Source organism: Deltaproteobacteria bacterium (assembly GCA_019308925.1).
Taxonomy (GTDB): Bacteria; Desulfobacterota; B13-G15; order B13-G15; family RBG-16-54-18; genus JAFDHG01.
In genome coordinates this window covers 40,133-60,854 of the sequence record JAFDHG010000014.1, presented here as the reverse complement: position 1 = coordinate 60,854, position 20,722 = coordinate 40,133, and the positions used below count along the sequence as shown (strand labels likewise).

The window sequence follows — 20,722 nt, the reverse complement described above, 5'->3', positions numbered from 1 at the left end:
AAAGAAGTTCAGTATCCGAAAGACTCTCTGGCCCAAGTTCTCTGAGTTTTCCCCCAGGATGTCGCCACTTTTGAGATGATGAATCCATTTTTTAACCTCATAGTTTAATTTTCCCCTGTTCTCCTACCCATTTGTATCTTCTTATCGTCTTGTCGCAGTCCAAATTCTAAAAGACATATACAGTATACTTTAAAGTATAATATTTCAAAGTATACGCTTTAATCATCAAAGGGGAAGAGGAATATATCATCCCTTTTCCGTGATAGGTCCTCCAGTTCATTGCTAAATCCCGACTTGGAAAAGAAACCAAGATATCTTCGTGTTACTCCAGAAAACTTATCTGCTTTTCTTTTTAGTTCGTCTAATACACTCACACCTATCTTTTTCGCCGTCCACTTGCATTCACAAAACATAAAAGAACCCTCACCATCTAAAGCAACAATGTCGACTTCATCTTTCCCATTCCACCATCGTCCAATATTTTTTGCCTTGAATGGAAGTTTATTATCTCTGTTTAACCGCTTAAGTTTCTGAATACATATGTCTTCAAATATAAACCCAACAAAACTATCAAAACCGAACTTTATTTTTTCTTCCCACACATAATCAATATCACCTTCTTCAAGATAGCTCATATTTGGGAAAAGATATCTAAACCAGAATCTAAAAAAGGGATCATCAAGTATGTAAATGCCTTTTCTGGATTTATGTGGTTTCTCTTCAGTCACGGGTACTTCCCTTCTTACAATATGCAATTCACGAAGCACTGTGATGTATTTATTAACCTTGTGCCTGTCATCAATCCCTGTTTCCTGAACTATTTCATTTAATCTTGTTTTTCCGAAGGCGATTGCTTTTAGTATTGAAAAGTATATGGAAGGTTCTCGCAACTCCTCTACAAGCAAGAAGCGAGGTTCACTATAAAGAAAGGCATTCTTACTCAGGATCTCCTCCTTTACATTTTGTTCTATGGTCTTTTTTTCATCAAATCGTTGGAGATAAGCGGGGGTGCCACCAAGTATGGCATAAGTGTAAACCCTTTCCTCCTTTGAATAATTAGGGAAAAAACCACGAAGATCTTCAAGATGCAGGGATTGCAAAACAATCTGTCCAATTCGCCTCCCAAATAAAGGACTTTTGTGTCCCAGAACCTCTTTTTCCATAAAACTCATATAAGAACCACACAACACAAGGAAAATGTTACTTTTTTTGACGTTTTCATCCCATATTTTTTGCAATACTGAGGGAAGAGCATCATTGCTGACACAAAGGTAAGGGAATTCATCAATTATAATAAGAGGAATCCTATCTGTTAGACGATCAAAAATATATCTGAATAAAGCCTCCCATGAAGTAAAAGGTTGGGTTTCTAGAAATGATTCCCCAGTTATTTGATATATCCTTTCAGTAAATTGTCTTAACTGCTCCTGTTGGGAAGAAAGATCAGAGGAGAAAAAGAGGTGCTTTTTGTCCTTAGAAAACTGTTTAAGAAGTTCAGTTTTTCCAATCCTCCGTCGCCCGTAGATAATTAGAAGACGGGCACCTCTGTTCTTATATAAGTTTTCCAGATAGTTAAGCTCTCCAGTCCTATTAACAAACATAGTAACCTCAAATTTGTATACTTTGAAGTATTATACTCTTAAGTATACTATTGACATGAAAGAAGTCAAGTTATTTGGCGAAAGGATTTTTCTATTTTAGAAGGTGGAAAGACAATGCCCCTTGCCGGTCCTTCTTCTAAGGCAACTTTGATAATAGTAGCCGTTCCCCCGAACATCGACTTTTATGACTTCACCTATCTTTTCTCCAACTCTGACTTTGCATCCGATTTCAAAATCATTCGGATAGGGCATCTCATCACCTAGCCCTTATCTAAAGTTTTTTAAGGCCGGTTTGTCATTCCCTTAAATGAACCGAATTTTGCGAGAATTTCTTCAGCAATCTTTTCCGCAGGTTTGCCCTTGATACCCGAAGAGATCAGGATGGCAAGAAGATCGGCATCCGAAAGGTTTTCTGGCCCAAGTTCTCTGAGGTTGCCCCCAGGATGTTTCCACTTTTGAGATGATGATTTATCCATCTTCCCCCCCAACCTTTTGCTCAGTATGCGGATGTTTTTCAGTTATTTTTTGAGCTCCTTTTTCAGCTTCTTCCATCTTTTCCGCCATTCTTTTCCTTCTTTACCTGTGCCAAAGGTCTTTATTAGCCTTTCCATCTCTCCAATATCTATTTTTTCCCCTTGGACCTCCATACCTTTGTTTCCCTATGTTCTAATGGCAAGACCCAGGTTTCTCTGACAAACCTTTGAACATCTTCTGGTAAGATATTAAATGATTCATCTACAGCCCTGAGAATTTTTTCTGCCTCATCCGGGGTCAAGGCAACTGTGATATCAATACCCTGTGTAAACCTTGGTCTGCCATAAATGGCCACTGCCTGGCCGCCTATTACCATAAATGGGATTCCTTCCCTGTTAAGGCTTGTAGCAATGTCTTTCAGGGTTTTAATAATCATTTGGGATCCATTTTCCTTAAACTTTCACGCACTTTCAGGGCTGTTTTATAAAGATCCTCTAAGATCTTAATCTTTTCTGTTGGAGTAAGTTTCTTGAGATTTTTTATAGTATATTTTCTTTCCCACTCTTCGAATTTGTTCCAATCTGCCCTTATTCCTTTTGTTCTCATGCCGCAAATAACCTCTCTTTCTTCTTAGGGGTTCACTCTCAACAACATCAATTCCACGATCTGTCTCCTCACGGCGAATGAGGTCTTCTGCCCAGCCGCAACGATGTAAAGCGGGGTCAATAAGTTTTACCCTGGTGTCAGCCTCTGTCAACGACACTGCACCCTCTCCTCCCCACAACTTTTTGTTCAGTATATGGTAAATTATTGTAGAAGGCAAGGGACTCCTCAGGCCAGTTCCTCTTGGGAGAAAGGCTTGGTTGATCCCCCTTTTCCCCTTGTTGACATCAAGGGGGTGCTTTTGATATATTGCGAAAAATGTTTCCCCCTTTTTATTAGGAGAGGGCTTATGGGAGAACTGGCAGATATAGAGGAGGGTTTGACCTTTGACGATATCCTCTTGGTCCCCGCGGAATCACAAGTTCTTCCTCAAGAGGTAGACGTCAGCACCAGGCTCACCAATTCTATCAGTCTTAATGTCCCCCTGTTGAGTGCGGCCATGGATACGGTCACCGAGTCCAGGACGGCCATCAGCATGGCCCAGGAGGGGGGTGTAGGTGTTATTCATCGCAACCTCGCCATCTCGGCCCAGGTGGCTGAGGTGGACAAGGTGAAAAAGTCCGAGAGTGGCATGATCGTCGACCCCATCACCATGGAACCTGAACATAAGATATACGAGGCCCTGGAGGTGATGAGAAGGTATAGGATCTCAGGGGTCCCTGTTACCAAAAACGGCAAGTTGATGGGGATCCTGACCAATCGTGACCTGAGGTTTGAGAAAAGGCTGGATGCAGAGATCTCCACGGTGATGACGAAAGAGAACTTGGTGACCGTCCCCGAAAGGATCACCTTAGAGGAGTCAAAGGAGATCCTTCACAAGCACCGGATAGAGAAGTTGCTGGTGGTGGATGAGGAGAACAATCTAAAGGGGCTGATTACCATCAAGGACATCGAGAAGATGGAGAGCCATCCCTATGCCTGTAAGGATTATCTGGGCCGCCTCAGGGTAGGTGCCGCCGTAGGGGTGGGGAAGGACTTAGAGGAGAGGGCTCAGGTCCTGATCGAGGCAGGGGTAGATGTAGTTGTGGTCGATTCCGCTCACGGGCACTCCCGGGGGGTGATCGAGGCGGTGAAATGGATTCGCAGGGAGTTCCCGGCCTGTCAGATCGTCGCCGGTAATGTGGCAACCGAAGAAGGGGCGGCTGCCCTGATCGAAGCGGGGGCCGATGCCATCAAGGTAGGGGTGGGTCCCGGATCCATATGTACCACCCGGGTGATAGCAGGGATTGGGGTGCCGCAGATAACGGCGATCATGAAGGCCGCCAAGGTAGCCCGAAGGCACAAAATCCCTCTTATCGCTGATGGGGGAGTGAAATACTCCGGTGATGTAGCCAAGGCAATAGCTGCCGGGGCGGACACGGTGATGATCGGTAACCTCTTCGCTGGTACAGATGAGAGTCCTGGAGAGATGGTCCTCTATCAAGGGCGCAGTTACAAGGTCTACCGTGGAATGGGTTCCCTTGAGGCCATGCGAGAGGGGAGTAAAGACAGATACTTCCAGGGTGATGTGGAGGAAGGAAAATTGGTCCCCGAGGGGATAGAGGGTAGAGTACCTTACAGGGGGTCCCTCTCCTTCTGCATTCATCAGTTGATCGGGGGCTTAAAGGCGGGTATGGGCTATGTAGGGTGCAGAAATATTAAAGACTTGAAAGAAAAAACCAGTTTTATTAAGATAAGCGGCGCAGGTTTGCGCGAAGGCCATGTCCACGATGTAATCATAACCAAGGAGGCCCCAAATTATCGCCTTGAATAGTGGTGGATGGGAAGGATATCTTGGGCAAAAGATTTAAGAGTTGGTGTATATTCTCCTTCCTCCTTCTCTTTATTTTTCTCGGAGTAGTGAGGGTCTTTGGAGCAGAACAGCCAGGGGAAGAAGAGGTTGAATTGGTTTCCCCTGCCCAGGAAGAGATAGGCTTCCAGGGGTTGTGGGTCCAGAGGCAAGAGGCGATCTCCACGGAAGGGGCCATGGCCGGTGAGCAGCAACTGGAGGAGATTGTTAACCTAAAGTTCGATAAGGGGATCGTAAACTTGTGGGGATATGCCCTTTTGTTGATAAGAGAGGGTATTAAGCTGGAGGACAAGAATAAGGCGATGAAGTTGGGGGAATTCTCGCAGAGGATGGCCCCAGATCTACCCTATGTGTATTTCTATACGGGTCAGATCATCTGGGAAAAGGAGAGGTGGAGGGTATATCCAACCCTGGAGAAATATTTTGAGGGTATAAGAGCCTATACCCGCAATTTACCCCTGGCCACTGGTCAAGGCCTGAACCTCCTCTATCTTTTGGGCCTCGGTGCCCTTTTGGCCGTCCTGGCCTTTTGTGTGCTGGTTTTGTTTAAACGGCTACCGGTATATATCCACGCGTTAAAAGAGGAGTTAACAGGGGAAAGATATGAGATGATAAGAGGGGTGGGAAGGATCTTTCTCCTCTTTCTCCCCTTCCTCTTGAGGCTCAATATCATTTGGTGTGGCCTCTTCTGGTGTCTTATCCTCTGGGGGTATCTCACCCGGGGGGAGAGGGGGGTCTTAGTCCTTTCCCTCTTTCTCGTTACCTATATATCCCCTGTCGGGAAGGCCCTCTTTACTTCTGTAGAAGGTCCTGAGATCCAGACGGTCTTTGACATCTACGAAACCACCTATGGGGAGAGGGAGCCGAAGGCCTTGGAGAGGCTTCAGCTCTGGAGCCAGGGACATCCGAGAGATCGAGATGCCCTGTTTACCGTGGCCTTGGCCTTCAAGAGAGAGGGGGACTATACAGCGGCGAGCAGATATTACCAGAAGGTCATGGGCCTAAACCCCACAGACCCTGATGCCATCTCCAACCTTGGAAACCTCTATTTGGCCCTTGGCGAGCCAGAAAAGGCGATTAAGTTATATGAACAGGCCATCGAGGTAAATCCCTACAACGGTGTCTATTACTTCAATTTGAGCAAGGCCCTCTCACAAAAGTCGATGCTCCTCTTGCAGGATGCCGATAAAAACTTTCAAAGGGCCAAGGAGCTAAGCCCAAAGATAATCGGGGCCCATTTGGAGATCGATTCCCCTCACCCCAATCGGAGTGTGATAGATGAGATCATCCCTCTGGAACGTCTGAGAAGGAGGTTCTTTGCCGAGCTTTGGCGAAGGACCGGCCCTTCTTTTCTCATATTGGATGTCTGGCTCCGCAATCTTTCTCCCCGTTTCCCCTTTATCTCCCCCCTGGTTTTCTTCGTTCTTTTTATCATTTTGTCATATGTGAGCAAGGGGAGGATGGGCTGGTGGAGGTGCTCCCTTTGCGGGTTGACCAGCACCCAGACCTATGCCAGGAAGGAAGGGAGAAAGACGATATGTATCAGGTGTTTTCGGCTCTTGAAGGGGAAAGAGATGGATAAGGGGTTGAAGGAGACCAAGTTGAAGGAAATAAAGGTGTTCCAGAGGCGAAGTGGGCTTTATGAGCGCTTGGTCCCCATTATTCTCCCTGGAGGTGGCCATATCTGGAAGGGTTATAATTTGCGTGGTCTCTTCTTCTTTTGGATATTCTTTGTCTTTTTGGGAAAGTTCTACTATTGGAAGGGGATAGTACCACCTCCCATCCCCTCCGCTATCTATGGCATTTACGGGGGAGGACTTTTGATCACCGTGGTCTTTGCCATATTTTATCTCTTGGTGCTCAAAGGGGCATATAAGAAGGCAGGGCTGGAGGTATTTGAACCCCCCTTCCCACTGGAGGGAATAAGGAGGTGATAGAGAAATGGCTCTAGAGGGGAATCTGAGGGATTTTAACATCCTGGAGGTGATCCAGCTTTTGGGCCAACAGGGCAAGACCGGGGTCCTGAGGGTATGGGGGAAGAAGGCGGAGGAGGCCGGGATATTCTTTTCCGCAGGGGTGATAACCCACGCTACCTCCAGCCAGAGGGAAGAAGGGGACTTTATGGGGGAGAGATTGGTCAAGACGGGGATCATCTCCCGGGAGGATTTTGAGGCCGCCCTCCGAAAACAGAAGGAGTCAGCCCGCTACCTGGGGGAGATCCTTCTGGAGGAGGGGATGGCCGACGAGCAGGCCATCCTCAATGCCCTCTATACCCAGATCCACGATATCATCTACGAGGTGTTTCGCTGGGGGGAGGGGAAATTTAAGTTTGAGATCCTCTCTGTACCGCAATTCCCCAAGGTCTCTGTGAAGTTGGGTGCTGAGGAGGTGATGCTGAACATCCTCAAGATGGTGGATGAGTGGCCAGAGATAGAGAGGCGGGTCCCTTCTCCCTATATGGTTCTCCAACAGACAGGGATCCTGGAGGAGCAGGAGATAGGCCTGCCCGAAGATCACGACGTGGTCTACCGATTAGTAGATGGCAATAGGAGTGTTCAAGATATCGTGGAACTAAGTCTTTTGGGGAAGTTCGCCACCTTGGAGGCCTTAGCGGATCTATTAGAGGGTGGATATATAAAGACGGTGGATATAAAGATGCCTCATGTCCCTGCCAAGTTGAGGCCGGGCCTAGAGGCGCTGAAGCAGAGGCCGGCCTATTTGGCCTATGGGCTGGGGGTGATTATTGCCCTTGTCCTCCTTATTATATCCTTTTCCCAGTTCAACCTCGGCTTTTTATGGAGGGATCTGCAGGCAGTGGAATACCTCCCCAAAGGATATGTCGAGAAGGTTAGACAGGAGAGGGTGGAGTGGGCCAGAAAGATCTTTTTCCTTGAACGAGGTAGATATCCTGGGGATCCAGGGGAACTGGTGGCGGCTGGGATATTGGCTGAGGATGATTTGAAGGGGAAGGATGTCCGGTGAGAAGGTACTAATCCTTGATTTCGGTGCTCAATACACCCAACTCATCGCTCGACGGATCAGGGAATGTAAGGTCTATTGTGGGATTCACCCCTACCCCCTTTCTTCAGAGACGATAAGGGAAGATTCGCCAAAAGGGATCGTCCTCTCCGGGGGTCCTGCCAGCATCTATGGCGAAGGGGTCAACCGAGTGGTCTATGACATCAGCTCCAAACCCCCCAGCACCATTGAATGGGAATAAAGACCTTGGAAGTTGACCCCCAAACCACACCGCCATGTCCTTTGCTGGCCATATCCATAGGTCAGTAGAGCTTCTTAAACCCTTTGGTGGTAGGTATATAGAATGAGAGATTTTGTTCACCTTCATCTCCATAGCCAATACAGCCTGTTGGACGGGGCCATCCGTTTTGAAGAGCTCTTCCCCCTCGCTCGCAGATATGGGATGAAGGCCTTGGCCTTGACTGATCACGGGAATATGTTCGGGGCCATCGAGTTCTATCAAGGGGCCATCCAGCATGGGATAAAGCCGATCATCGGGTGTGAGATCTATGTGGCCCCGGGGTCGCGCTTTAAGAAGGAGTCCGGTAATATCAAGGATGCTTCTTATCATCTGGTACTTTTGGTCAAAAACCAAGAGGGTTACGCCAACCTCATCCGCTTGGTAAGCCTCGCCCATCTTGAAGGATTTTATTATAAACCTCGGGTGGACAAGGAGCTCCTAGAGGGGTTTAATAAGGGGTTGATCGCCCTCAGCAGTTGCCTGAAGGGGGAGATCCCTTATCTGTTGAGCGCAGGAAAGAGACAAGAGGCCAAGAGGACCGCAGGATGGTACAAGGAGGTCTTTGATGGAGGAAGGTTTTACTTAGAGGTCCAGGATACCGGCCTTGAGGAGCAGAAGGCGGTCAACCAAGGACTCTGGGAATTGGGCCGAGAACTGGGCATACCTCTGGTAGCCACCAATGATTGTCACTACCTGAGGCGGGAGGATGCCGTATCACACGATGTGCTGCTCTGCATCCAGACCGGCAAGACCATCAAGGATCCCAAGAGGATGAAGTTTTCCACCGATCAGTTCTACTTACGCACTGCACAGGAGATGGAGAGATTGTTCGGCCACTGGCCAGAGGCATTGAAGAATACGGTGGAGATAGCCGAACGTTGTAACCTGGAGTTGAGGTTTGAGGAGTATCATCTCCCCCGCTTTAAGCCCCCCGCGGGGGAGTCATTAGACCTCTATCTGGAGAAAACGGCCCAGGAGGGGTTGGAGAGGCGTTTTGCCCATACCTCCAGGGAACAGAAAGAAAGGGAGAGGTACCTTCAGAGGCTGCACGAAGAGCTGTCCATCATCAAGCCCATGGGGTTTGCCGGCTACTTCCTCATCGTGGCAGACTTCGTCAACTATGCCAAGGGGAAGGGGATCCCTGTAGGACCTGGGCGTGGATCTGCGGCGGGGAGCTTGGTGGCCTATGCCTTGGGGATAACGGATATTGACCCCTTGGAATACGATCTAATCTTCGAGAGGTTTCTCAATCCCGAGCGTATCAGCCTCCCCGACATCGATGTGGACTTCTGCATCGAAGGCAGAGATGAGGTGATCAGATATGTGACGGAGAAGTACGGGAAGGAAAACGTAGCCCAGATCATCACCTTCGGTAAGATGCAGGCCAAGGCGGTGGTGAGGGATGTAGGGCGGGTGCTGGACCTGCCCTATAAGGAGGTGGACGTCATCGCCAAACTTATCCCCAACACCCTCAACATCACCTTGGACCAGGCCCTGGAGCAGGAGCCCAGGCTGAAGGAGTTGGCCGCCCGTGATGAGACGGTGACCAGACTCCTCTCCCTGGCCCGCTCCTTAGAGGGAATGGTCCGTCATGCCTCCACCCACGCTGCGGGTGTAGTCATCTCCCAACGCCCTTTGATGGAATACATTCCCCTGTATAGGGGCGGAAATGGGGAGGTGGTCACTCAGTATGCAATGAAGGATGTGGAGCGGATCGGCTTGGTGAAGTTCGACTTTTTGGGTCTCAAGATCTTAACGGTCCTAAAAAAAGCGGCAGAGCTGATCGAGAGGGCCAGTGGGGAGGAGGTAGAACTCGCCAGTATTCCCCTGGACGACCAAGAGACCTATAGGCTCCTCGGTTCCGGTGATACAGCAGGTATATTCCAACTGGAGAGCTCTGGGATGAGGGATCTGCTGGTGAAGTTACGTCCAGAGACCTTTAAGGACCTCATTGCCCTCGTGGCCCTTTACCGGCCAGGGCCTCTCGGCAGCGGTATGGTAGATGAGTTCATCAAGAGGAGGCATAAAAAGGCGGCGGTAAGGTATGAGGTCCCCAAGTTGAGGGAGATCCTGGAGGACACCTACGGGGTGATCGTCTATCAAGAGCAGGTAATGCGGATAGCGAGCACCATGGCCAATTTTTCTCTGGGCGATGCTGATATTCTGCGCAGGGCCATGAGCAAAAAAGACCCCGGGGAGATGGAAAGACTGAAGGAGAAGTTTATGCAAGGGGCCAACCGCAATGGGATAGAGGAGGAGAAGGCTGAGCGGATCTTCGAGAGGATGGCCAAGTTCGCTGAATACGGCTTTAATAAATCTCACAGTGCTGCCTACGCCCTGATCGCCTATCAAACGGCCTATTTAAAGGCGCATTACCCCATCGAGTTCATGGCGGCACTGTTCACCTGTGATATGGACAACACCGATAAGGTGATGAGATATGTGGCGGAGTGTCGGGAGAAGGGGATAGAGGTCCTCCCCCCTGACGTAAATGAGAGCGATTGGGGCTTTGCGGTCTTTGGGGGAAGAATCAGATATGGCCTGGGGGCGGTCAAAAACGTGGGTCTTGGGGCTGTAGAGGAGATACTGCGCCTCCGAGAGGAGAAGGGGAAGGTCTCCTCCTTATTCGATTTTTGTGAATCGGTGGACCTGCGCAAGGTAAACCGCAGGGTGGTGGAGAGCCTCATTAAGGCGGGGGCCTTTGATTCCATCGGAGCCCGCAGGTCACAACTCATGCTGGTCTTGGAGGAGGCCCTGGAGAGGGGACAGGCGAGACAAAAAGAGCGGCGGCGGGGACAGCCGGCCCTCTTCGACGGGTTGGAGCTCCGTCATGGCCAAATCCAGCTGCCTGATTTAGAGGAGTGGCCTGAAAGTCAACTCTTGAGCTTTGAGAAAGAGGTCCTTGGCTTTTATCTGACCAGCCATCCCCTCATAAGATATGAAAGGGACATCCGTGAGCTCACCACCGGAGATACGGAGACCTTGGCCGAGGGGGTAAACGGGGCCCAGGTCAGCGTAGGGGGGCTGGTGGCAGAGGTGAAGGAGATAAGTACCAAGAAGGGGGAGAAGATGGCCTTCCTCTCCCTGGAGGACATGAAGGGGAGGGTGGAGGTGATCGTCTTTCCCGACCTCTTTCGCAACGTCCGTCGTTACATAAAGGTGGATTTACCCGTCTTGGTTCGAGGGGTCTTGGATAAAGGGGAGGAGAGGCTCAAGGTGAAGGCCTCCACCCTTTTGCCCCTAGATGAGGCCAAAAAGGAGAAGGTATCTAAAATCCATTTTAGACTGCGTACCCCAGGGCTTTCCACAGAACACTTGCTGGAACTGAAGGAGATCTTGGAGGAAAACAAAGGGGGTTGTGAGGCCTTGGTTCACCTTATCATCCCCCACCGGTCAGAGGTGATCATAGCCCTCTCCCCTGAGCTGATGGTGGACCCTTCCGAGGAGATGAGGAGGTCGGTGGAGGGGTTGTTTGGAGCGAAGACGGTGGAGATGGAGTGACAGGTTTTCAACCTGTCTCTTTGGGGGCTAAGCCCCCCTGAAGTGACGACCTGAAGGTCGTCTCAAGGGGATGCAGAGATGGTGCGACACTATCTAGATTTTGAGGGGCCGCTGAGGGAGATGGAGCGAAAATATGAGGAGCTTCAGCGTTTTGCCCCCAGCGATGACCCCAAAGTCCTTGCCAGGATAAAGAAGCTCCAGGGGCGAATAACCAAGTTAAAGGAGGAGATATATTCCCAGCTTACGCCTTGGCAAAGGACGCAGCTATCCCGCCACATCGATCGACCCCATACCCTGGATTACATCCAGATGATTTTTGAAGACTTCATGGAGTTTCATGGTGACAGGGGGTTTATGGATGACCCGGCCATGGTGGGTGGTCTTGCCCGTCTGGAGGGGGAGACGGTGGTGGTGGTAGGGCACCAGAAGGGCAGAGATGTGAGGGAGATGGGCTATCGGAACTTTGGGATGCCCCATCCAGAGGGCTACAGGAAGGCCCTCAGGATAATGGAGTTGGGGGCGAGGTTCAGGAAACCCATCATCACCATGGTTGATACCCCTGGGGCCTATCCTGGGGTGGGGGCGGAGGAGAGGGGACAGGCCGAGGCCATCGCCCACAACCTCAGGGAGATGGCCACCATTGCTATGCCCATTGTCGTGGTGGTCATTGGCGAGGGGGGCAGTGGTGGAGCCTTGGCCATTGGGGTAGGGGACAGGATCTTGATGATGGAAAACGCCATCTATTCGGTCATCTCCCCCGAAGGATGTGCTGCCATCTTGTGGAGAGATGGTACTAAAGGTCCTTTGGCAGCCGAGGCCCTTAGATTGACGGCTCCAGACCTCCTAAAACTGGGGGTGATTGATGAGATAATCCGCGAGCCTTTGGGCGGTGCCCATCGAGATTATCAAGGGGCGGCGGCCAACTTTAAGGAGGCTGTGGTACGCCACTTGGAGGAGTTGAGGGGTGTCCCCGAGGAGAGGCTCCTATTGGAGAGGTATCATAGGTTCCGCCGGATGGGGGCCTTTATAGAGGAGTGAGAGAGGTGATCTGGCAGGGGGGGGACATCTATTTGGACTATTCCAATATGATGGCCGAGGTCATCGGCGCCGAGCATGGGATCACCCTTGCAGAGATAGAGGGGATCAGGGATAAGGCTGGAGAGGTCCATCGTCGGATTCGGGATGAGAGGAGGGAGGGCAAACTTCCCTTTCTCGACCTCCCCTATCAAGAGGGGATAGGAAAAATCAGATGCGTGGCTGAGGATCTGCGCAGCAACGCCCATGACCTGGTGATACTCGGTATTGGGGGTTCAACGCTGGGGGGCAGGGCGCTGATCGCGGCCCTTGGGCACCCCTTCTACAACCTCTTCCCTGCTGAGGCACGTAAGGGACCACGGGTATTTTTTTTGGATAACATCGATCCCGACACCATTGTCGGGCTCCTAGATATATTGGACCTCTCCCAGACGGTCGTCAACGTCATCAGCAAGTCCGGTTACACCATTGAGACCTTGAGTCAATTTCTTCTCCTTTTAGGGGTGCTAAAGGGGAGACCAGGGTCAGACTGGAGAAAGAGGGTGGTGGTTACCACCGATCCCTCAAAGGGCCCCCTGAGGAGGCTGGCCGAGGAAGAGGGGCTGGTTAGCTTCTCCATCCCCCACGGGGTGGGGGGGAGGTTTTCCGTCCTGACCCCTGTGGGACTCCTGCCCGCTGCCTTTATAGGTATAGATATAGAGGGGCTCCTCGCCGGTGCGGCCTCGATGGATAACTGGTGCCGTGAAGAGGAGTTGGAGGCGAATCCAGCGCTTCTAAACGCAGTCCTGCAATATCTGGCCCACGTGAAAAGGGGAAAGGGGATATCGGTGATAATGCCCTATGCGGACGGGTTGAGGGGGGTGGCCGATTGGTACAGACAGCTATGGGCTGAGAGTTTGGGTAAGAAGAAGGACTTGCAGGGTAGGTTGGTGTACGTAGGCCCCACCCCTGTCAAGGCCCTTGGGGCCACCGATCAGCACTCCCAGCTTCAACTCTACCTGGAGGGCCCCTCCGATAAGGTAATAACCTTTTTGGCCTTAGGTTCCTTCTCCCATATCTTGGAGATACCCCCCGGGGGATCCTGGGGGGAGGAGACCGCCTATTTGGAGGGGAAAAGTCTAAACAAACTAATAGAGGCCGAGAGGAGGGCGACAGAGTTCGTGCTGACGAAGAACAGCAGGAGCAACTGTACCATCTACCTTAAGGAATTGAATGCCAGGACCTTGGGAGGGCTCTTTTACCTCTTGGAGGTTCAGGCCTCCTTCGCCGGAGGTCTTTACGGGATAAATCCCTTTGATCAACCGGCGGTGGAGGGGGGTAAGAGGCTTACCTATGGGATGATGGGCAGGAGGGGTTTTGAAGAGGAGGGTGAGGAGATACGAGTATGGATCAAGGGAAGAAAGGTGCATAGAGTCCCGAGGTGAAGGGTGGCAGCCAAGATAAGGGTACTTCCCGCTGATGTGGTGGGGAAGATAGCAGCGGGGGAGGTAATCGAGAGACCCGCCTCAGTGGTGAAGGAGTTGTTGGAAAACTCCTTGGATGCCGGAAGTAGCACCATAAGGGTGGAGATAGAGGAAGGGGGGAGGAGGAGGGTTGTGGTGATGGACGATGGAGAAGGGATGACCAGAGAGGATGCCCTCCTCGCCCTAGAGAGACACGCCACCAGCAAGATTTGTGAAGAGGGGGACCTCGATTCTATTCGAACCCTTGGCTTCAGGGGGGAGGCCCTCCCCTCCATCGCTGCGGTGTCGCGGTTGCGCCTGATCACCAGGACCAGGGACGAACTCTCTGGGACGCAGATCCTGGCGGAGGGTGGTCAGGTAAAGGAGATGGCGGATATAGGAAGCCCTCCAGGGACGAGGGTGGAAGTACAAGACCTCTTCTACAACCTGCCGGCCAGGAGGAAGTTTTTGAGGGGGGTTCAGAGCGAACTAGCCCATATCATCGAGGTGATCACCAGAATGGCCTTGATCCATTTTCCTGTGGGTTTTATCCTCATGCACAATAAACGGGTTTCATTCAACCTCCCCCCCACTCAGGAGGAAAGGTCGCGAGTCAGGGCCATCCTGGGCAAAGAGGTGGCCTCTCAATTGGTTAGGGTTGAGGGGAGTGAAGGGGAAGGGAGGATAAGGGGGTGGGTCACCGTCCCCACCTATGTCCGCGGATCCTCTAAGGGGATCTATATCTATGTGAACGGGCGCTACATCAGGGACAGATTGATCTCCCATGCCATCTTGGAGGCATACCGGAGGTTTATTCCAGCCAAGATGTACCCGGCGGTCATTCTCTCCCTCTCGGTCCCCTTTCCCGAAGTGGATGTCAACGTCCACCCGACAAAGATGGAGGTCCGTTTCCGGAGGGCAGAGGAGGTACATCGGTTGGTCTCTGGTTCCCTAAGGCGCGCCTTGAGCCATCCTTTTGAGGGCAGACCTCAGAAGGTCTTGGAGCTGAAAGAGGAATTCTCCCCCTATTCAGCGCCTTCTTTTACAACTAGTAGTGAGGGGACTGTTCCTCCCTCTTGGCGGATGGTGGGACAGATCAAGGGGACCTACATCGTGGTGGAGGGGGAAGAGGGGGTGATGATCGTCGACCAGCATGCAGCCCATGAGAGGGTCCTCTACGAGAGGTTGAGGACGTCTATAAAGGGAAAGACACTGCCCCAACAGCGTTTCCTCCTCCCCCAGCTCATCGAGGTGAAAGGCGAGGAGATGCAGTTGGTCTTGGGGTATCGAGCAGAGCTGGCCAAATTGGGGTTGGAGTTGGAGGAGTTCGGAAATAGGACCTTGGCTGTCAAGTCGATCCCCTCTTTCCTCCAGGGGGAAGATCTGAAGTGCCTCCTGGAGGCCTTGAGCGAAGAGCTGGCGGAGAGGGGGGAGGAGGAAACCTTAGAGCGCGTCTTGGATAGGATCTGTGTGCTTCTGGCCTGCCGGGGGGCTATCAAGGCGAACAGGAGGTTGCACGAGGAGGAGGTAAGATCCCTCTTGAGGGAGTGGGAGGGGACCGCACAACCTGCCACCTGCCCCCACGGACGACCCATCTTTGTCAGATGGGGTTGGAGGGAGTTAGAAGGGTGGTTTTTGAGGGGTTAAAGGTCATATTTGGCTGATTTATATCTCATGGCCCGGAAGTTCATCCCCAAAAGCTCTGCAGCCTTCTTTTTGACCCCATCTGTTTTTTCCAAGGCCTTGAGTATGAAGGCCTTTTCCAGATCTTCCACCACCTTGTTGAGGTCGATCCCCTCCTCTGGGATCTCCAGAGAAGGGGGGATGTTCTTGGAGATCATCCTCTCATTGATATAGGAGCGGATGTGCCTCTCCGTGATCATCGGCGAGGTCTCCAGGGTTATACTCCTCTCGATGATGTTCTCCAGTTCCCTGACATTGCCGGGGAAATTATAGCTCAGCAGCAGCCCCAAGGCCTCGGGTGATACCTCCTCTATCTTCTTTTCCGTGTCAAGGCTGTACTTTCGGATGAAGTGATTCACCAAAAGCGGGATGTCCTCTTTGCGCTCCCGCAGGGGGGGGATCTTGATTTGGATCACGTTGAGGCGGTAGAAGAGGTCTTCGCGAAAACCGCCTTTTACTACCTCTTGTTCTAGGTCTTGATTGCTGGCCGAGATTATCCTTACATCCACCTTGATATCCTCTGTCCCCCCCACCCGCTTAAACTCACGCTCTTGGATTACCCGCAACAACTTCACCTGAAGGGGGAGAGGGACTTCCCCCACCTCATCCATGAAGAGGGTTCCCCCTTCGGCCATCTCCAGCAGGCCCCTCTTATTGGCGATGGCCCCTGTGAAGGCCCCCTTCATGTGACCAAAGAGTTCGCTCTCCAAGAGGTTTTCCGGGATGGCGCCGCAGTTCAGGGTGACAAAATGCCTGTTTTTCCTGGGGCTGTTATAGTGGACGGCCTTGGCCACCAGCTCCTTTCCTGTCCCGCTCTCCCCTGTGATCAACACATTGGCCTTGGTTTGGGAGACCTTCTCCACTAGCTCATATACCCGTTGCATCTTAGGGCTCTTGCCGATGAGGTTCCAAAATTTATACCTCTCCTCCACCTCTTGGCGCAGGAGGATGTTTTCCCTGAGAAGATTACTCCTCTCCAGGGCCTTATGGATGGTGAGCTTCACCTCATCTATCCGAAAGGGCTTGGTGATGTAGTCATAGGCCCCTTCTTTCATGGCAGTGACCGCCCCCTCTGGAGAACCATAGGCGGTGATCATGATTACCACCGTTTCATAACTTAGCTCTTTGGTCTTGCGTAATACTTCAAAGCCGTCCACGCCGGGCATCCTGACGTCAGTGAGGACCATGTTGTAGAGGTTATTTTCCAATAGTTCCAAGGCAGTTTCCCCCCTGGTAGTGCACGTTACATCATATCCCTCTTTTTTTAACATGATCTCCAAAAAGTCGCACATGCTCTTTTCATCGTCAACCACCAGTATCTTTTGCTTTGTCATCGTCGTTCCTCCAGCAGGGGGTTCCCCAAACTTTCATGAGGTGGGGAAGGTGAGGATAAAGGTGGTACCCTGATCAGATTGGCTCTCCACAGATATATCCCCTTCGTGGCTTTCTACTATCTTATGCACGATGGAAAGTCCCAGTCCTGTCCCCCCCTCTTTGGTGGTGAAAAAGGGGTCGAAGACCCTGTTTATCTCCGCTGGCGGGATCCCCTTGCCCGTATCCGAGACCAGGAGCATTACCTTTTGTCTCCTTCCATCCTTTTGGATCTTTACCTCCAACAGGCCCTTTCCCTCCATGGCGTCGACGGCGTTGATTAAGAGGTTCCAAAAGACCTGCTGTAGCTGTTGGGGATCGGCAGCAATGGTGACATTTGGTTCTATAATCTTAACCAATTTTATCCCTTGTGTCCATTGGGGAGAGCGGTAAAAGACCTCCAAGGTATCGTCTGCTAAGGCGCCAATGTCCACCACCTTTTTGTTGAGCTTCGGGGGCTGGGCATAGAGGAGGAAATCGGTGATGAGGCTATTCAGGCGGCCAGACTCTGCCAAGATGATCTCCATCAATCTTTGGGTGCTCTCACCCGCCTCCTTTTCCTCTTTCAACAACTGGATGGCCCCGCTTATGGAGGCCAGGGGGTTGCGGATCTCATGGGCGATGCCGGCAGCCAGTTGGCCGATGGTGGCCAACTTCTCCGACCTCCTCATGGATTCCTCCATCTTCTTTACATGTGTGAGGTCCTGGAAGATGATGATCTTGCCCACCTCTTTGCCTTTGTGATCCTTTAGGGGGGAGACAGAAAGCCCCAACTGTATCTCCTCTCCGTCTGGTCTCTGGAAGGTGGTCTCCATGCGGGAGCGGAGCCCCCCGGGGAAATCCTCCTCTATGTTGGGGAATAGGTCGATTAGGGGATGGTACCTGAACTGAGAGATCCCGATACCCAGAATCTTTCCCCCAGCTTGGTTCAGAAAGATTATCCTCCCCTTCAGGTCGGTGGTTAGGAGCCCACTCTGGATGCTATGAATTACATAGCGGTTAAAGGCCTCGAGCCGGCTGTAGTCCTCTCGGGTCTTGCTCAGCTCCTTTCCCCTCTTGCGGACTTCTTCAGCAAGATAGCCGGTGAGGTATCCCGCCAAATAGAAGCTCAAGATGGCGAGGAATAGTTTGTATAACAGATAGATGCTATGATAAGGGTAACGAGGGGCGAGGGAAGGAATTACCCAGTAGTATTCCAGGTTTAGGAGGAGCCCGTAGAAAATACTGCAGATGGAGGCCCCCATGAGCCCCCCTTGCCTTTCCAAGATGACCCCAGCCTCTAGGACCACCAATATATAGAGGGGGAAGAAGAGGCTCAAGCCGCCACCGGTCACATAGACGATCCCCGTGATGATCACGGCATCAGCAATGATCACTAGATAGGTCAAGAGGACGAGGTTTTTGATCTTCCTATGCACGAGGGCAAAGATGATGGTGGTGGCATAAAGGAGGCAGATGAAGAAGTGGTAAAATGTATAAGGCCCCCAAAAGATGAAGATCCCCTTGAGCTGGAAGAACAACCCCATGAACAGGAATATGGTGGTGAGGATGAGTCGATAGAAGATTAACTTTTTCAGCCGCGCTTGCATCTCAGTTCTTCGGCTAAAAGGCTGCGGCCATCTTAAAGATGGGCAGGTACATGGATATGACCAAACCCCCTATGGTCACGCCCAAAAAGATCATCAGAAGCGGCTCGAGCATGGAGCTCAGAGTGGCCACGGCCACATCCACTTCTTCTTCGTAGAAATCGGCAATCTTGGTGAGCATGAGTTCTAGAGAACCGGTGGTCTCCCCCACTGAGATCATCTGGGTTACCATGATGGGAAAGACGCCGCTCTGGGCCAATGGTTCAGAGATGGTCTGCCCCTCACTGATACTGGCCCGTCCCTTCAGAATGGCATTTTCGACCACCTTGTTCCCCGACGTCCCGGCCACAATATTCAGGGACTCAAGAATGGGTACCCCACTGGTCACCAGGGTGGCCAAGGTGCGGGCAAACCTGGCGATGGCCACCTTCCTGATGAGTTCCCCAAAGATTGGAAGTTTCAGGAGGAATGCGTCGATTTTGGTCTTTCCAGTTTCCGTCCTGTAATAGTTCCTCAATACAAAGGCCAAGATCACGAAAAACAGGATAATGAAGGGCATAAATTTCTTGGCAAACCTGCTCACACCGATGACGATCTGGGTGGGAAGGGGCAGGCTCATCCCTGTGCCAGCGAATAGTCTCTCGAAGACCGGGATGACGAAGACCAACAGGACGATGGTGACGACGATGGCCACACTCACAATCATGGCAGGGTACACCAGGGCCGATCTGATCTTCCTTTTCAACACCTCCATCTTTTCGATATGGGTTGCCAAGCGGTTAAGGACGACGTCCAGGGTGCCGGCCTCTTCTCCCGCCACCACCAGATTGACGTAGAGGTTGTCAAAGACGCGGGGATACTTCTTCAGGGCCGCTGCAAAGGTGGCCCCAGCCTCGACGTCCTCTTTTACCCCTTTGATAATCTCCTTAAAGGTCTCATTTTCCTCCTGTTGGGCCAGGATCTCCAAGGACTGGACCAAGGGGAGACCCGCATCGATCATGGTGGCCAATTGACGGGTGAAGATCGCCAGGGACTTCTTTCTCACCCTCCCCTTCATGAAGGGGAGGGTGATCTTGATCTCCTTCCCCTTGGCGACGATCTTGGTGGGGATGATCTGCTGTTGTCTAAGGTAGGCCCTGATGACCGTATCGTTGGGTCCTTCGAGTTCTCCCTTGCGAAAATCTCCTCGGGGGGTCCTACCTTCCCACATGTACTTTGGCATTGTGCCCCTTTTTTTTAATTCATCTCTTTGCCGTGCTCTCCCCCAACATCTGCCGAAACTCCTCCAAGTTGGCGGATCGGGCCATGGCGTCGTTGAGGGTGATTAGTCCCCTCTCATAAAGGTTGAGCAGGGACTGGTTCATGGTCTGCATCCCGAACTTCATTTGTCCTACCTGCATCTGCCCGTAGATCTGATGGACCTTGTCCTCACGGATGAGATTGCGGATGGCCGGATTGGGGATCATGATCTCCAGGGCCAGGACCAACCCCCTCCCGGTGGCCCTGGGCAAGAGCTGTTGGGTGAGGACCCCCTCCACGACAAAAGAGACCAATGTCCTGACCTGGGGCTGCTGGTGGGGGGGGAAGACATCTATGACCCTGTTTATGCTCTCAGTGCAAGAGTTGGTGTGCAGGGTGGCGAGGGTGAGGTGTCCGGTCTCAGCGATGGTAAGTGCCGCCTCTATGGTCTCCAAGTCCCTCATCTCTCCGATGAGAACCACGTCAGGGTCCTGGCGGAGGATATGTTTTAGCGCCGCCTGGAAACTGAAGGTATCTGAGTTCACCTCCCTCTGGTTCACCACGCATCCCTTATGGGGGTGGAGGTATTCTATGGGGTCTTCGATGGTGACAATGTGGGAGTTCCTCTCCTCATTGATCCTGTCGATCATGGCGGCCAAGGTAGTGGATTTACCGCAGCCGGTGGGGCCCGTGACCAGGATGAGCCCTTTGGGTCTTCTAATCAGATCCTCTACGATGGGGGGGAGACCTAGTTCTTGAAAGCCCTTAATCTTATAGGGGATGGCCCTGATGGCTGCTGCCACCGCCCCCCTCTGTAAGAAGATGTTCCCCCTGAATCGGGAAAGCCCCTTTATCCCGAAGGAGAAGTCGAGTTCGTGCTCTTCCTCAAAACGGTGTTTCTGGGCATCGGTGAGGATGCTGTAGGAAAGTTTCTTGGTGTCGGCAGGGGTCAGGGGGGGGAGATCTAAGGGGACAAGTCGGCCATCCACCCGGATCTGGGGAGGGGTGGCAGTGGTGATGTGGATGTCCGTGGCCTCATGTTCTATCATTGTCTTGAGAAGGTCTTGTAGATCAGGCAT

16 protein-coding genes are annotated in these 20,722 nt (G+C 51.8%); 8 read left to right on the top strand and 8 right to left on the bottom strand.

Annotation, left to right across the window (positions count from 1 at the left end; translation table 11 throughout):
• Positions 1-218: 218 nt before the first annotated feature.
• The 4 genes from JRI46_03795 to JRI46_03780 all read right to left on the bottom strand — a co-directional run bounded on the left by JRI46_03795 (position 219) and on the right by JRI46_03780 (position 2,832).
• Positions 219-1,601, bottom strand: coding sequence for an ATP-binding protein (locus JRI46_03795; protein ID MBW2038705.1), 1,383 nt, complete (start codon positions 1,599-1,601; stop codon positions 219-221).
• A gap of 281 nt (positions 1,602-1,882) precedes the next feature.
• On the bottom strand, positions 1,883-2,077 hold the full coding sequence (locus JRI46_03790; GenBank protein MBW2038704.1) for a hypothetical protein: 195 nt from the start codon (positions 2,075-2,077) through the stop codon (positions 1,883-1,885).
• Positions 2,078-2,223: 146 nt separating this feature from the next.
• Entirely contained in the window at positions 2,224-2,511 is a 288-nt protein-coding gene (locus tag JRI46_03785) for a hypothetical protein (GenBank protein MBW2038703.1), read from the bottom strand.
• A gap of 66 nt (positions 2,512-2,577) precedes the next feature.
• A complete protein-coding gene (locus JRI46_03780) occupies positions 2,578-2,832 on the bottom strand; it encodes a hypothetical protein (GenBank protein ID MBW2038702.1) in 255 nt (84 codons plus the stop codon).
• 195 nt (positions 2,833-3,027) lie between these two features.
• On the opposite strand from JRI46_03780, the gene guaB reads away from it, so the two are divergent.
• From guaB to mutL, 8 genes are all read left to right on the top strand, one after another.
• On the top strand, positions 3,028-4,491 hold the full coding sequence (guaB, locus tag JRI46_03775) for an IMP dehydrogenase (GenBank protein ID MBW2038701.1): 1,464 nt from the start codon (positions 3,028-3,030) through the stop codon (positions 4,489-4,491).
• Between the two features lie 20 nt (positions 4,492-4,511).
• Positions 4,512-6,461 (top strand): tetratricopeptide repeat protein, encoded by a 1,950-nt coding sequence (locus tag JRI46_03770; GenBank protein ID MBW2038700.1) that lies wholly within the window; start codon positions 4,512-4,514, stop codon positions 6,459-6,461.
• A gap of 7 nt (positions 6,462-6,468) precedes the next feature.
• Positions 6,469-7,509 carry a DUF4388 domain-containing protein gene (locus JRI46_03765; GenBank protein ID MBW2038699.1) on the top strand — a complete coding sequence of 347 codons (1,041 nt, stop codon included), beginning with the start codon at positions 6,469-6,471 and terminating at the stop codon, positions 7,507-7,509.
• The gene (locus JRI46_03760) at positions 7,499-7,747 is read left to right on the top strand and encodes a hypothetical protein (GenBank protein MBW2038698.1); all 249 of its coding nucleotides are present in this window, start codon (positions 7,499-7,501) and stop codon (positions 7,745-7,747) included. The genes JRI46_03765 and JRI46_03760 overlap by 11 nt, the downstream gene beginning before the upstream one ends.
• A gap of 102 nt (positions 7,748-7,849) precedes the next feature.
• Complete coding sequence (dnaE, locus tag JRI46_03755; protein ID MBW2038697.1) at positions 7,850-11,287, top strand: DNA polymerase III subunit alpha; 3,438 nt, start codon at positions 7,850-7,852, stop codon at positions 11,285-11,287.
• A gap of 78 nt (positions 11,288-11,365) precedes the next feature.
• Positions 11,366-12,325 carry an acetyl-CoA carboxylase carboxyltransferase subunit alpha gene (locus JRI46_03750; GenBank protein ID MBW2038696.1) on the top strand — a complete coding sequence of 320 codons (960 nt, stop codon included), beginning with the start codon at positions 11,366-11,368 and terminating at the stop codon, positions 12,323-12,325.
• A 47-nt stretch (positions 12,326-12,372) separates the two neighbouring features.
• Positions 12,373-13,746, top strand: coding sequence for a glucose-6-phosphate isomerase (locus tag JRI46_03745; protein ID MBW2038695.1), 1,374 nt, complete (start codon positions 12,373-12,375; stop codon positions 13,744-13,746).
• Between the two features lie 3 nt (positions 13,747-13,749).
• Entirely contained in the window at positions 13,750-15,411 is a 1,662-nt protein-coding gene (gene mutL, locus JRI46_03740) for a DNA mismatch repair endonuclease MutL (GenBank protein ID MBW2038694.1), read from the top strand.
• Here mutL and JRI46_03735 read toward each other — a convergent pair.
• Genes JRI46_03735 through JRI46_03720 form a run of 4 tightly spaced genes read right to left on the bottom strand, consistent with a single transcriptional unit; the run spans position 15,408 to position 20,722 of the window.
• Complete coding sequence (locus tag JRI46_03735; protein MBW2038693.1) at positions 15,408-16,781, bottom strand: sigma-54-dependent Fis family transcriptional regulator; 1,374 nt, start codon at positions 16,779-16,781, stop codon at positions 15,408-15,410. The genes mutL and JRI46_03735 overlap by 4 nt on opposite strands.
• Before the next feature lie 33 nt (positions 16,782-16,814).
• On the bottom strand, positions 16,815-18,407 hold the full coding sequence (locus JRI46_03730; protein MBW2038692.1) for a PAS domain S-box protein: 1,593 nt from the start codon (positions 18,405-18,407) through the stop codon (positions 16,815-16,817).
• 13 nt (positions 18,408-18,420) lie between these two features.
• Positions 18,421-19,626 (bottom strand): type II secretion system F family protein, encoded by a 1,206-nt coding sequence (locus tag JRI46_03725; GenBank protein ID MBW2038691.1) that lies wholly within the window; start codon positions 19,624-19,626, stop codon positions 18,421-18,423.
• A gap of 19 nt (positions 19,627-19,645) precedes the next feature.
• Positions 19,646-20,722, bottom strand: coding sequence for a type IV pilus twitching motility protein PilT (locus JRI46_03720; protein MBW2038690.1), 1,077 nt, complete (start codon positions 20,720-20,722; stop codon positions 19,646-19,648).

What these genes read in the sequence shown, in the direction of transcription:
- JRI46_03795 (MBW2038705.1), bottom strand. Translation starts at nt 1,601, where the DNA reads ATGTTTGTTAATAGGACTGGAGAGCTTAACTATCTGGAAAACTTATAT.
- JRI46_03790 (MBW2038704.1), bottom strand. Translation starts at nt 2,077, where the DNA reads ATGGATAAATCATCATCTCAAAAGTGGAAACATCCTGGGGGCAACCTC.
- JRI46_03785 (MBW2038703.1), bottom strand. Translation starts at nt 2,511, where the DNA reads ATGATTATTAAAACCCTGAAAGACATTGCTACAAGCCTTAACAGGGAA.
- guaB (MBW2038701.1), top strand. Translation starts at nt 3,028, where the DNA reads ATGGGAGAACTGGCAGATATAGAGGAGGGTTTGACCTTTGACGATATC.
- JRI46_03765 (MBW2038699.1), top strand. Translation starts at nt 6,469, where the DNA reads ATGGCTCTAGAGGGGAATCTGAGGGATTTTAACATCCTGGAGGTGATC.
- JRI46_03760 (MBW2038698.1), top strand. Translation starts at nt 7,499, where the DNA reads ATGTCCGGTGAGAAGGTACTAATCCTTGATTTCGGTGCTCAATACACC.
- dnaE (MBW2038697.1), top strand. Translation starts at nt 7,850, where the DNA reads ATGAGAGATTTTGTTCACCTTCATCTCCATAGCCAATACAGCCTGTTG.
- JRI46_03750 (MBW2038696.1), top strand. Translation starts at nt 11,366, where the DNA reads ATGGTGCGACACTATCTAGATTTTGAGGGGCCGCTGAGGGAGATGGAG.
- JRI46_03745 (MBW2038695.1), top strand. Translation starts at nt 12,373, where the DNA reads ATGATGGCCGAGGTCATCGGCGCCGAGCATGGGATCACCCTTGCAGAG.
- JRI46_03735 (MBW2038693.1), bottom strand. Translation starts at nt 16,781, where the DNA reads ATGACAAAGCAAAAGATACTGGTGGTTGACGATGAAAAGAGCATGTGC.
- JRI46_03730 (MBW2038692.1), bottom strand. Translation starts at nt 18,407, where the DNA reads ATGCAAGCGCGGCTGAAAAAGTTAATCTTCTATCGACTCATCCTCACC.
- JRI46_03725 (MBW2038691.1), bottom strand. Translation starts at nt 19,626, where the DNA reads ATGCCAAAGTACATGTGGGAAGGTAGGACCCCCCGAGGAGATTTTCGC.
- JRI46_03720 (MBW2038690.1), bottom strand. Translation starts at nt 20,722, where the DNA reads ATGCCTGATCTACAAGACCTTCTCAAGACAATGATAGAACATGAGGCC.